18 protein-coding genes are annotated in these 11,389 nt (G+C 63.9%); 2 read left to right on the forward strand and 16 right to left on the reverse strand.

All coding sequences use genetic code 11. The annotated features are described in order from the left end of the window. Positions 1 to 7: 7 nt before the first annotated feature. Entirely contained in the window at positions 8 to 454 is a 447-nt protein-coding gene (locus CY658_RS31340) for a c-type cytochrome (RefSeq protein ID WP_101493874.1), read from the reverse strand. Between the two features lie 163 nt (positions 455 to 617). Between CY658_RS31340 and CY658_RS31345 the strand changes: the two genes are divergently transcribed. Both CY658_RS31345 and CY658_RS31350 read left to right on the forward strand, forming a co-directional pair. Continuing rightward, on the forward strand, positions 618 to 1,325 hold the full coding sequence (locus CY658_RS31345) for a cytochrome b/b6 domain-containing protein (protein ID WP_101493875.1): 708 nt from the start codon (positions 618 to 620) through the stop codon (positions 1,323 to 1,325). Further along, positions 1,322 to 1,912 carry a GNAT family N-acetyltransferase gene (locus tag CY658_RS31350; RefSeq protein WP_101493876.1) on the forward strand — a complete coding sequence of 197 codons (591 nt, stop codon included), beginning with the start codon at positions 1,322 to 1,324 and terminating at the stop codon, positions 1,910 to 1,912. Before CY658_RS31345 ends, CY658_RS31350 begins: the two co-directional genes overlap by 4 nt. 109 nt (positions 1,913 to 2,021) lie before the next feature. Here CY658_RS31350 and CY658_RS31355 read toward each other — a convergent pair whose 3' ends face one another. The 15 genes from CY658_RS31355 to CY658_RS31425 all read right to left on the reverse strand — a co-directional run. Further along, positions 2,022 to 2,528, reverse strand: coding sequence for a peroxiredoxin (locus CY658_RS31355; protein ID WP_070061892.1), 507 nt, complete (start codon positions 2,526 to 2,528; stop codon positions 2,022 to 2,024). Positions 2,529 to 2,611: 83 nt separating this feature from the next. Beyond that, a complete protein-coding gene (rpsQ, locus tag CY658_RS31360) occupies positions 2,612 to 2,881 on the reverse strand; it encodes a 30S ribosomal protein S17 (protein WP_056576548.1) in 270 nt (89 codons plus the stop codon). Between the two features lie 9 nt (positions 2,882 to 2,890). Continuing rightward, positions 2,891 to 3,100: a 50S ribosomal protein L29 gene (gene rpmC / locus CY658_RS31365; protein WP_099797259.1), complete on the reverse strand. Its 210-nt coding sequence runs from the start codon at positions 3,098 to 3,100 to the stop codon at positions 2,891 to 2,893. Between the two features lie 55 nt (positions 3,101 to 3,155). After that, entirely contained in the window at positions 3,156 to 3,572 is a 417-nt protein-coding gene (rplP, locus tag CY658_RS31370) for a 50S ribosomal protein L16 (RefSeq protein WP_007838137.1), read from the reverse strand. 52 nt (positions 3,573 to 3,624) lie between these two features. Further along, complete coding sequence (rpsC, locus tag CY658_RS31375) at positions 3,625 to 4,536, reverse strand: 30S ribosomal protein S3 (RefSeq protein WP_056576551.1); 912 nt, start codon at positions 4,534 to 4,536, stop codon at positions 3,625 to 3,627. Between the two features lie 17 nt (positions 4,537 to 4,553). Beyond that, entirely contained in the window at positions 4,554 to 4,886 is a 333-nt protein-coding gene (gene rplV / locus CY658_RS31380) for a 50S ribosomal protein L22 (protein WP_007838134.1), read from the reverse strand. 9 nt (positions 4,887 to 4,895) lie between these two features. Continuing rightward, entirely contained in the window at positions 4,896 to 5,174 is a 279-nt protein-coding gene (gene rpsS, locus CY658_RS31385) for a 30S ribosomal protein S19 (RefSeq protein WP_062478874.1), read from the reverse strand. A gap of 10 nt (positions 5,175 to 5,184) precedes the next feature. After that, the gene (gene rplB, locus CY658_RS31390; protein ID WP_056576555.1) at positions 5,185 to 6,009 is read right to left on the reverse strand and encodes a 50S ribosomal protein L2; all 825 of its coding nucleotides are present in this window, start codon (positions 6,007 to 6,009) and stop codon (positions 5,185 to 5,187) included. A gap of 2 nt (positions 6,010 to 6,011) precedes the next feature. Next, the gene (gene rplW / locus CY658_RS31395) at positions 6,012 to 6,347 is read right to left on the reverse strand and encodes a 50S ribosomal protein L23 (protein WP_056576559.1); all 336 of its coding nucleotides are present in this window, start codon (positions 6,345 to 6,347) and stop codon (positions 6,012 to 6,014) included. Further along, positions 6,344 to 6,964 (reverse strand): 50S ribosomal protein L4, encoded by a 621-nt coding sequence (gene rplD / locus CY658_RS31400; protein ID WP_013543942.1) that lies wholly within the window; start codon positions 6,962 to 6,964, stop codon positions 6,344 to 6,346. The genes rplW and rplD overlap by 4 nt, the downstream gene beginning before the upstream one ends. Continuing rightward, entirely contained in the window at positions 6,964 to 7,644 is a 681-nt protein-coding gene (rplC, locus tag CY658_RS31405) for a 50S ribosomal protein L3 (protein ID WP_099793523.1), read from the reverse strand. Before rplC ends, rplD begins: the two co-directional genes overlap by 1 nt. Before the next feature lie 236 nt (positions 7,645 to 7,880). After that, positions 7,881 to 8,432 carry a hypothetical protein gene (locus CY658_RS31410; RefSeq protein WP_180839097.1) on the reverse strand — a complete coding sequence of 184 codons (552 nt, stop codon included), beginning with the start codon at positions 8,430 to 8,432 and terminating at the stop codon, positions 7,881 to 7,883. Between the two features lie 11 nt (positions 8,433 to 8,443). Next, positions 8,444 to 10,027, reverse strand: a complete 1,584-nt coding sequence (locus CY658_RS31415) for a hypothetical protein (protein ID WP_101493878.1) — start codon at positions 10,025 to 10,027, stop codon at positions 8,444 to 8,446. 151 nt (positions 10,028 to 10,178) lie between these two features. Next, on the reverse strand, positions 10,179 to 10,493 hold the full coding sequence (gene rpsJ, locus CY658_RS31420; RefSeq protein ID WP_007838118.1) for a 30S ribosomal protein S10: 315 nt from the start codon (positions 10,491 to 10,493) through the stop codon (positions 10,179 to 10,181). Positions 10,494 to 10,514: 21 nt separating this feature from the next. After that, positions 10,515 to 11,389 (reverse strand): elongation factor Tu (locus CY658_RS31425; RefSeq protein ID WP_101493890.1); only part of this gene is annotated, 875 nt, incomplete at its 5' end.

Here is an 11,389-nt window from a genome sequence, read left to right on the forward strand (position 1 = left end):
CCGCTGCTTACTGGTTGCGGAAGCTGTCGTGGCAGGCCTTGCAGCTCGCGCCGGTCGCGCCGAACTGGGCTTTGAGCGCGTCGATGTTGCCGGCCTTGGCGGCAACCACCAGCTTGCCGGTCTCGGCGATCACCTTGTCCTGGTGGTCCTTGAACTTCGCGGCTTCCTTCCAGACCTCGGGCTTGGCCTTGCCGCCCTCGGTGCCGGCGCCGAAGCCAGCCCAGGGGAGCTTGGCCATGTCGGCCACCACCTCGGCGTTGGCGGCAGCGGCAGCTGCGTCATAGGGCACGCGGCCGTTGGCCATGGCGCCCAGGCGGCCGAAGTGCTGGCCCATCACGAACAGCGCGCTCTGGCGGTACTTGATGGCGTCTTCGGACTTGGCGAACTGTGCCGCGGCGGGCAGGGACATCGCAGCGCAGGCGGCTGCAAGGGCGAACGAAGCGAAACGGATCATCGTGGGACCTTCCTTGTGTGGGGTTTGGCACCGTCGAACGCGGCGCTGCGGGCAGTGTAGGGGCTGCCTGTGTCGGGCGCATAGCAACAACCCGGTGCAACGACCGGGCCGGACTTTGCTAATCTGCGCCTTCCGCAGCCTTGCGCCCCCGGCGCCTTTTTCGATGACCGACACCCTCTCGGTGGCCCGCACACGCGTCTGGGACCTGCCGACCCGCCTTTTTCACTGGGCACTCGCCTTCGCCGTGATCGGCCTGATCGTGACGGGCCTGAACGGCATCATGGAATGGCATTTCCGCCTCGGCTACACCGTGCTGGCGCTGCTGCTGTTCCGCCTGGTCTGGGGTTTCGTGGGCGGGCGCTGGTCGCGCTTCGCGGCCTTCATCTACGCGCCGGGCTCGGTCATCGCCTACGTGCGCGGCAAGTCGCATCCCGACCACCTGATCGGCCACACGCCGCTGGGCGCGCTGTCGGTGTTCGCGGTGCTGGCGCTGCTGATCCTGCAGGTCGCCACCGGTCTGATGGCCGACGACGAGATTTCCGCCTCCGGGCCGCTGACCCGCTTTGTCTCGGGCGCCATGGTGAGCCTGGCGACCGGCTGGCACAAGGCGCAGGGCAAGTGGATCGTGATCGCCCTCGTGAGCCTGCATGTGCTGGCGGTGCTGTTCTATGTGCTGGTCAAGCGGCACCGGCTGGTCGGGCCGATGCTGTCGGGTGACAAGCTGGTGATTGCGGGTGCGGCCCCCAACGGGAACGGGAATGGCAACGGCGTGCCCCCGAGCCGCGACGATGCGGTATCGCGCACGCTGGCGCTGGTGCTGTTCGCGCTGTGCGCGGGCGTGGCGTTCTGGGTGGCGTCGTTGCGCGTATGAGCGGCTTTTCCGTCTCCCGCCCGCTGCCCCTGTCGGACGTGCCGGCCGTGGTGCTCCTCACGCCCGACGAACCGCATGAAGTCGATGCCGTGCGCGCGATCTTCCGCGACTACGCGGGCTCGCTGACCATCGACCTCGCGTTCCAGGATTTCGACGGCGAACTGGCCGGCCTGCCCGGCGAGTACGCCGAGCCGCGCGGCACCTTGCTGCTGGCGCTGGTCGATCCCGCCCATGTGAACGAGGACGCCGGCCGCGCCGCGCCCACACTGAAGCGCGCCGATGGCACGCTCGCCCATGTGGCGGGCTGTTGCGCGCTGCGTCCGATCGACAGCACGGACTATGCGAACGCGGCGGAAATGAAACGCCTGTATGTGCGCCCCGGGTTCCGGGGCCTCGGGCTCGGCCGGCAGCTGGCCGAAGCCATCCTGGATGCGGCGCGCAGCGCAGGCTATGCCTGCGTGCTGCTCGACACCCTCGACGACATGGAGTCGGCGCGCGCCCTCTACGAAGACCTGGGCTTCGCGGAGGTGCCGCCCTACTATCACAACCCCGTCGCCGGGGCCCACTACCTCAAGGTAGACCTCTAGGCTCGCCCCCAGGCTGCGCGCACTTCGTGTCGCTTCTCCAACCCCCTACCGGGGGCGGGCCGGCCGCTTCGGGCGGCCGTGCGCGGCGGCCCCCACGAAAGATCCGGGTTTAACCGCGGGCTTGCGCCAGCAGCGTGTCGGCGTCGCTCACTTCGAACTTGCCCGGGCCTTCGACGTTCAGCGTCGCGACCTTGCCGTCCTTCACGAGCATCGAGTAGCGGTTGCTGCGCAGGCCCATGCCGCGGCCGGTCAGGTCGAGCGTGAGGCCGGTGGCTTTCGCGAAGTCGGCGCTGCCGTCGGCCAGCATGCGCACCTTGGCGCCGGTCTTCTGGTCGCGCGCCCAGGCGCCCATCACGAAGGCGTCGTTCACGCTCACGCACCAGATCTCGTCCACGCCGGCGGCCTTGAAGTCGTCGAAGTGCTGCACGTAGCCCGGCACATGCTTGGCCGAGCAGGTGGGCGTGAAGGCGCCCGGCAGTGCGAACAGCGCGATCGTCTTGCCAGCGGTGGCCTTGGTCACGTCGACCGGGTTCGGGCCGATGCTGCAACCTTCGCCCTCGACTTCGGAATATTCCTGCAGGGTGGCCGAAGGAAGGGTGTCGCCGACTTTGATCATGTAATTTGCTCCTGAAAAAGAAAAACGGCCCACATTGTGGGCCGTTTTCGGATGGGTTGCCTCGAGGGCGACCGAGTGCTTGATCAGACCAGGGCGGCCTTCTCGACCAGACGGGTCACAACCCAGTTCTTGGTCTTCGAGATCGGACGGCTTTCCGTGATCTCGATGGTGTCGCCCAGCTTGTACTCGCCCTTTTCGTCATGGGCGTGGTACTTGCTCGTCTTGGCCACGATCTTGCCGTAGAGCTCGTGCTTCACACGGCGCTCGACCAGCACGGTCACGGTCTTGGCACGCTTGTCGCTGACCACCTTGCCGATCAAGGTGCGCTTGAGGGATTTTTTAGCTTCCGTCATGTTCACTCCTTACTTGGCGGCTTGGGTCTCTTGCTCTTTCTGAGCAAGAATGGTCTTGGCGCGAGCGATGTCGCGACGCGTCACGCGCAGCGTCGTGGTGTTCGACAGCTGTTGCGTGGCTTTCTGCATGCGCAGGCCGAAGTGGGCCTTCTGCAGATCTTTGATTTCAGCGGTCAAGCCTGCGACGTCCTTCGTGCGCAGGGTTGCAGCCTTCGTCACCTTGGCCGAAGCCGCGGTTTCTTTCTTCTTACGTGTTGCCATGGGTGTTCTCCTCTCAGGCGCCGAGCTGGCGAGCGACGAACGTCGTACGCAGCGGAAGCTTGGCGGCGGCCAGGCGGAACGCTTCGCGGGCGAGTTCTTCGGGCACGCCGACGATCTCGAACACGATCTTGCCAGGCTGAATTTCAGCGACGTAGTACTCGGGGTTGCCCTTACCGTTACCCATCCGCACTTCAGCGGGCTTGGTAGAGATTGGCTTGTCCGGGAACACGCGGATCCAGATACGGCCACCGCGCTTCACGTGACGCGAAATCGCGCGACGAGCGGCTTCGATCTGGCGCGCCGTGAGGCGGCCGCGGTCGGTGCATTTGAGACCGAAATCACCGAACGCAACCGAGTTACCCGTGGTTGCGATGCCGGTGTTGCGGCCCTTTTGTTCCTTGCGGAACTTTCTTCGTGCAGGTTGCAGCATGTTTTGTTACTCCGTGAGGGCCCCAGGCACTTGCGTGCCCGGGAGCGACCGATTACTCGGTCTTGGCACCGTCCGCTGCTGCAGCGGGCGCGGCTTTGCGGACGCGCTTAACGGCGGGTTTCGAGTCTGCACCGGCACCGCCGGTTGCTTCTGCGGGCTTGTCGCTGCCATCGGCCGGAGCGGTGTTGCCACCGATCGGACCACGGGCACCGGCACGGGGGCCGGGACCACGACGGTCGCCACCCGGACGGTCGCCAGGGCGACCATCACGGCGGGGACCACGCGGGCGGCGCTCTTCGTCCGGACGCGGCGTTTCGACGGCCGGCAGGTCGTTACGACCCAGCGTGTCGCCCTTGTAGACCCAGACCTTGACGCCGATGACGCCGTACGTGGTCTTGGCTTCCGAGGTGCCGTAGTCGATGTCGGCGCGCAGCGTGTGGAGGGGCACGCGACCTTCGCGGTACCACTCGCAACGAGCGATTTCGATGCCGTTCAGGCGGCCCGACGACATGATCTTGATGCCCAGGGCACCCAGACGCATGGCGTTTTGCATGGCGCGCTTCATGGCACGGCGGAACATGATCCGCTTTTCGAGCTGCTGCGTGATGCTGTCGGCGATCAGCTGCGCATCGATTTCGGGCTTGCGCACTTCTTCGATGTTCACTGCCACCGGCACGCCGAGCTGCTTGCCCAGTTCGCGCTTGAGGTTCTCGATGTCTTCGCCCTTCTTGCCGATCACGACGCCCGGACGAGCCGAGTAGATCGTGATGCGTGCGTTCTTGGCGGGACGCTCGATCATGACGCGCGACACCGAAGCGTTCTTCAGCTTCTTCTTCAGGTATTCGCGAACCTTGATGTCTTCGGCCAGCATGCCCGCGAAATCGCGGTCGCTTGCGTACCAACGGCTGGACCAGTTACGGGTAACCGCAAGGCGGAACCCGGTTGGGTGGATTTTCTGTCCCATATTTCTTCCAGGCCTTCTTAGTTGCCAACCGTCACGTACACATGGCACGTGGGCTTGCTGATGCGATTGCCGCGACCCTTGGCGCGCGCCGTGAAGCGCTTGAGCGTTGCACCTTGCTCGACGTAGATGGTCTTGACCTTCAGCTCGTCGATGTCGGCACCGTCGTTGTGCTCGGCGTTGGCAATTGCCGACTCGAGCACCTTCTTGATGATCACAGCGGCCTTCTTCTGCGTGAATTGCAGAACGTTGAGCGCTTGATCGACCTTCTTGCCGCGGATCAGGTCCGCGACCAGACGGCCCTTGTCGACCGACAGGCGGACACCGCGGAGGACTGCACGTGTTTCAGACATGGTCGTTCCTTACTTCTTCTGGACTTTTTTGTCCGCGGGGTGCCCCTTGAACGTGCGCGTGAGCGCAAATTCGCCGAGCTTGTGGCCGACCATCTGGTCGGTGATGTACACGGGCACGTGTTGCTTGCCGTTGTGCACAGCGATGGTCAGACCGATGAACTCGGGCAGAACCATCGAGCGGCGCGACCAGGTCTTGATCGGCTTCTTGTCCTTGTTCGTCACGGCCTTGTCGGCCTTGGCCACCAGGTGGTGGTCGACGAAAGGACCCTTTTTGAGAGAGCGAGTCATTGGCTATCCCTTACTTCTTGCGACGCGACACGATGAAGACCTGCGTGCGCTTGTTGTTACGGGTGCGATAGCCCTTGGTCAGGTTGCCCCACGGGTCGACAGGGTGGCGGCCTTCGCCAGTCTTGCCTTCGCCACCACCGTGCGGGTGGTCGACCGGGTTCATCACCACGCCGCGAACGGTCGGGCGGATACCCATGTGACGCTTCACACCGGCCTTGCCGAGCTGGCGCAGGCTGTGTTCTTCGTTCGCCACTTCACCGATGGTCGCGCGGCATTCGATGTGAATGCGGCGGACTTCGCCCGAACGCATGCGGACCTGGGCGTAAACGCCTTCACGGGCCAGCAGCGTGGCCGAGGTACCGGCCGAACGAGCGATCTGCGCACCCTTGCCGGGTTGCAGTTCGATGCAGTGGATCGTCGAACCCACGGGGATGTTGCGGATCGGCAGGGTGTTGCCGGCGCGGATCGGGGCTTCGGCGCCCGACATCAGGGTTGCACCAGCTTCCAGACCGCGCGGGGCGATGATGTAGCGGCGCTCGCCGTCGGCGTAGCAGACCAGAGCGATGTGGGCGGTGCGGTTCGGGTCGTACTCGATGCGTTCGACCTTGGCCGGGATGCCGTCCTTGTTGCGCACGAAGTCGACAATGCGGTAGTGGTGCTTGGCACCACCGCCACGATGGCGGATCGTGATGTGACCGTTGTTGTTACGGCCGGCCTTCTGGAACTGGGGTTCCAGCAGGGCTGCGTGAGGGGCACCCTTGTGCAGGTGGTCACGCGAAATCTTCACCGCGCCGCGTTGGCCCGGCGAAGTGGGTTTCATCTTGATGACGGCCATGATTAAGCGCCTTCCCCGACGAGGTTGAGCTCTTGACCGGCCTTCAGCGTCACATAAGCCTTGCGAACGTTGTCGCGGCGGCCGATGGACTTGCCAAAGCGCTTGGTCTTGCCCTTGGTGTTGAGCACCGACACGCCCTGGACTTCGACCTTGAACATCAGTTCAACAGCGGCCTTGATCTCGGGCTTGGTGGCGTCTTGCAGCACCTTGAAAGTGACAGCGTTCGACTTCTCGCCGACCATCGTGGCCTTTTCGGACACGATCGGTGCGACCAGCACGTTCATGAGACGGCCTTCGTCGAACTTACGTTGTGCAGGGGTGGGGTTCACGCGGCTCATGCGAACATCTCCTTGAGCTTGTCGACGGCACCCTTGGTGACCAGCACCTTCTTGTAGTGAACCAGCGACACCGGATCGGCGTAACGGGGTTCGACCACGAGGATGTTGACCAGATTGCGCGAGGCAAGGTACAGGTTTTCGTCGACTTCTTCGGCGATCACGAGCACGGACTCGAGATTCATTGCCTTGAAACGGGCTGCCAGCGGCTTCGTCTTGGGCGAATCCACAGTCAGCGAATCGACCACGGCCAGACGGCCTTCGCGAGCGAGCTGCGAGAAGATGGCGGCCATGCCGGCGCGGTACATCTTCTTGTTGATCTTCTGCGAGAAGTTTTCGTCAGGCATGTTCGGGAAAATGCGGCCGCCTCCGCGCCACAGGGGCGAGGACGTCATACCGGCACGGGCGCGGCCCGTTCCCTTTTGCTTGAAAGGCTTCTTGGTCGAGTGCTTGACCTGTTCGCGGTCCTTCTGGGCGCGCGTGCCTTGGCGGGCGTTGGCCTGGAATGCAACGACGATCTGGTGGACCAGGTCTTCGTTGTAGTCACGGCCGAACACGGTCTCGGGGGCGTCGTACTTCGACGCGGCCTGGCCTTGTTCGTTCAGGAGTTCGAGTTGCATTACTTCGCTCCTTCAGCCGCTTGCGGCTTGGCCTTGATGGCGGGACGCACGGTGACGAAGCCACCCTTCGAACCCGGGATCGCGCCCTTGATGAGCAGCAGCTGACGTGCTTCGTCAATGCGGAACACGTCGAGGTTTTGCGTCGTGCGGGTGACGTCGCCGAGATGGCCCGTCATGCGCTTGCCGGGGAACACGCGACCGGGGTCTTGTGCCATGCCGATCGAGCCGGGCACGTTGTGCGAACGGCTGTTACCGTGCGACGCGCGCTGCGAGCTCATGTTGTGACGCTTGATCGTGCCGGCGAAGCCCTTGCCGATGGTCGTGCCTTGCACGTCCACCTTCTGGCCCACGGAGAACACGCTGCTTGCCGCGATGACGCCGCCAGCCTTGTGCTGACCTGCGGTATCGGCGGTGACGCGGAATTCCTGGCTGATCTCGCCAGCTTCGACACCTGCCTTGGCGAGGTGGCCGGCTTGGGGCTTGGTCACGCGCGATGCTTTGCGCGAACCGAACGTCACCTGCAGGGCGACGTAGCCATCGGTCTCTTGGGACTTGATCTGGGTCACACGGTTGTTGGACACATCCACCACCGTGACAGGAACTGCGTCCCCGTCATCGGTGAAGAGACGCATCATCCCCACCTTGCGGCCCAGCAACCCGAGGGAGTTGCTCAGACTCATTTGTTTTCTCCAAAAATGGAAGACTTCCTTCGCCGCTGCCACTTCAATTGGCGACAGCGTTTGGCTGGTTTCCCGGCCTGCGAGAGAAGGTTGATAAATCTCTGCCAGAACGACGCCCGTACGGACGCAACAAGGGCAGAGCCAGAGATTATAGCCCGCAGTCGAACCGGGGCGCAAGTGGCCCTGTTTGGGCCGGATTCAGGGGCTTCCGGCCCGCCTGGGAACGGCCTTCAGGCCTATTTCGCGGGCTGCGAAATGATGTTGTCGCCGTCCGGCAGCGGCTTGATGTCGCCGTTGGCCTTCATGGCGGGAGCCGCCGTGCCGGTCTGGATCGCAATGGAAATGGCGCTGGTCCGGCCACCCTGCGTGATGAACACGTTGAGGTAGGCCAGGCCATCACCCTGGCTGATCACCGTGACGGAAGCATCGGAGCGCTGCCCTGCCGGCACGCTCAGCGACGCACTGCCGGAGAGCGTCAGGCCCGCATCGACCGTCAGAGTGACGCTCGCGCCCGCCGGGTCGCTGACGCCATCGAACTGCAGGACGACCACGATCGGCTTGCCGGCCTGCGGCGTGCCGCCCAGCCGGTACTGAAGCCTGACGCCGGAGTCATTGGGTTTTCTCGATGCGGTCACCCAGGGGCCGGCAGCAACCTTGTGGCTCGAAGTCGACCGCTTCGTGGTGGCGTGTGCTGACGGTATGCCGTCGGCCAGGGCGGAAACCGGGAACATGGACACTGCAAACCAGGTCAATGCCACAGCCAACGGGAAGCGAGTATTCAGAGTCATGGCTGGGCCCCCTACTGTTGCTGGACGAGAACGGTGAGGCATTTCTGCGCGACAGGAGAAGCGGCCATCGCCGCATCCCGCACTGCCAGAACGTACTCACCCGCACTCAGGCTGACCCGATTGCCCGACCGGGCAACCTCCCCGCCCCTGAAGACGTCGAAGTCCGGCGCCGTGGCACCCCCGATCGAGACCTGGTACTCCCGGTCCGCCGGCGCAATGAAGCGCAGATAAGCGATGTTGCCGTGCTTGTTGCCCGTACCCGCCGCATTGGAGACACAGACGTTGGGGACCGTGGCACCCACCACCAGAGACCCATACACCGGCAGTGCGATGGGCACCCCGCCATCGTTCGATTCTCCCGTGCCATACGCGTCGTTGGAGGTGATGTTTTGTGCATTCAACAGACCCGTCAGCGTCGAGGCATTGCCAGCAGACGTCGCCTTGAACGCCGCGGCGAACGAGTGAATCGACGTGACAGCGGCCCCGCTGCGGAACTGGAAGCCAGTCAACGTGTCATGGATGGGCTTGAACCCAGCCTGCCGATTGAGGTTCCACAGGATGGCTTGGATCGATCCTTCGCGGAACCATCCGGGATTGGTCGAGGGCCCGGTAGTGAGATCCACGAGCGCGAGGATGCTGCCCTGCTGCTCGCCCAAAGAGTCCGCATAGTTGCTTCGGTTGAGCGCAATGCCCGACCAGGCATTGCCCCATCCTTCGGAAAAAGCCACTCGCCGGTCAAGGCGGTCGCCCGTCGAATGCTCGCCTCCGATGGAATCGTCGCGACTGAAGGCCGACTGGTAATAGTGACCCCATTCATGCGCGATCACCGAGACATCGAATTCGTCCGTGTCGACGTTTGCCTTGCCGAGCACGTAGATCTGCCGACCATTGCTTCCATTGTTGAAGAAGAAGGTCGTGCCGATCTGCCCCGCTGCCAGGCTGCCGGGCGACGGCGCGTTGTTGATGCTCCAGAAGACTTTCAACGAAGGAAAAGTCGAAGCCGGCGCCACAGACAGCACCTTCTGCATCGAGGTGTAGACCGTGTCGAGCACGGAGAACGGCGCCGCCACCCGCGGCCCGCTGTACCCCGAGCCGTCCCAGCCGCTGTCCGCGCGCAGGTCGCGCGTCGATGCCGCACTGCCCGACGAGAAGCTCGCCGACTGCATCGAATACAGCGCCTCGCTGCGGGTGTTGTCGCGCACCGCGACATCCCACGTGGCACCCGGACCGGTCCGGGTCAGTTGGGCCCGGACGCGCACGATGATGTTCGTGTTCGCCGGCACCGAGACCGCGTAATTGCCGCTGTCGTCCGTTGTGGTCACTGCGAGCTGCGCCGTTGTGTTGGCATCGAGCACTTCCACCGTGGCACCACGCACCGGCTTGGCCGTGGTGTTCGCATACACGAGGGGGCCGTTGTTGTTCGGCACCGAGTCGTAGGTGGCTTTCCCGCTCAGGGCGACCGGATTCAGCACGATCGGCAGACCGATGGGTAACCCACCACCGCCTCCGCCGCCACCACCTCCCCCACCGCAACCCGCCAGCAATGCCGCGGCAATGCACGCCGCACCGAATGCAAAAGAGAACTTCTGGCTCATCACGTGTGCTGTCCTCGTTTCAGCCCCGGCGCACTGCGTGCTGCAGGCCGGTGCGCGAGGATGCCACAGTTGAGAAACAAACGTGAAGCACAAAAAAGCCCGCCTGCATTTCTGCAGGCGGGCTGTGCTCGGAATGCGACGCGAGGTCGAATTACTGCAGCTTGATCTCGACGTCGACGCCGGCCGGCAGGTCGAGCTTCATCAGCGCGTCCACGGTCTTGTCGGTGGGATCAACGATGTCCATCAGGCGCTGGTGCGTGCGGATTTCCAGCTGGTCGCGCGACGTCTTGTTGACGTGCGGCGAACGCAGGATGTCGAAACGCTTCATGCGGGTCGGCAGGGGCACGGGGCCCTTGACGATCGCGCCGGTGCGCTTGGCGGTGTCCACGATTTCAGCGGCCGACTGGTCGATCAGCTTGTAGTCGAATGCCTTCAGGCGGATGCGGATCTTTTGCTTGGTAGCCATGGTGATTCCTTTGCGTCCAGCTTAGATGTCGAGGATCTTGGCCACGACGCCCGAACCCACGGTACGACCGCCTTCACGGATGGCGAAGCGCAGGCCTTCTTCCATCGCGATCGGGTTGATCAGCTTGACGGTGATGCTGACGTTGTCGCCAGGCATGACCATTTCCTTGTCCGTGGGCAGCTCGATCGCGCCGGTCACGTCCGTCGTGCGGAAGTAGAACTGCGGACGGTAGTTGTTGAAGAACGGCGTGTGACGGCCGCCTTCGTCCTTGGACAGGACATACACCTCGGCGGTGAAGTGCACGTGCGGCTTGATCGAGCCGGGCTTGCACAGCACTTGGCCGCGCTCGACTTCTTCGCGCTTCGTGCCGCGCAGCAGCACGCCGACGTTGTCGCCCGCTTGACCCTGGTCCAGCAGCTTGCGGAACATTTCCACACCGGTGCAGGTGGTCTTGACGGTCGGGCGGATGCCAACGATTTCGATTTCTTCACCGACCTTGATCACGCCGCGCTCGACAGCGCCGGTCACCACAGTGCCGCGACCCGAGATCGAGAACACGTCTTCGACGGGCATCAGGAACGTGCCGTCCACAGCGCGCTCAGGCGTGGGGATGTACGTGTCCAGCGCTTCGGCCAGCTTCAGGATGGCTTCTTCGCCCAGCTTACCCTTGTCGCCTTCGAGGGCGAGCTTGGCCGAGCCGTGGATGATGGGGGTGTCGTCGCCAGGGAACTCGTACTTGTCGAGCAGCTCGCGCACTTCCATTTCGACCAGCTCGAGCAGCTCGGCGTCGTCGACCATGTCGCACTTGTTCAGGAAAACGATGATGTAGCCCACGCCCACCTGGCGAGCCAGCAGGATGTGTTCACGGGTCTGGGGCATCGGGCCGTCAGCGGCCG

The organism is Variovorax sp. RO1, from assembly GCF_002849325.1.
Classification (GTDB): domain Bacteria; phylum Pseudomonadota; class Gammaproteobacteria; order Burkholderiales; family Burkholderiaceae_C; genus Variovorax.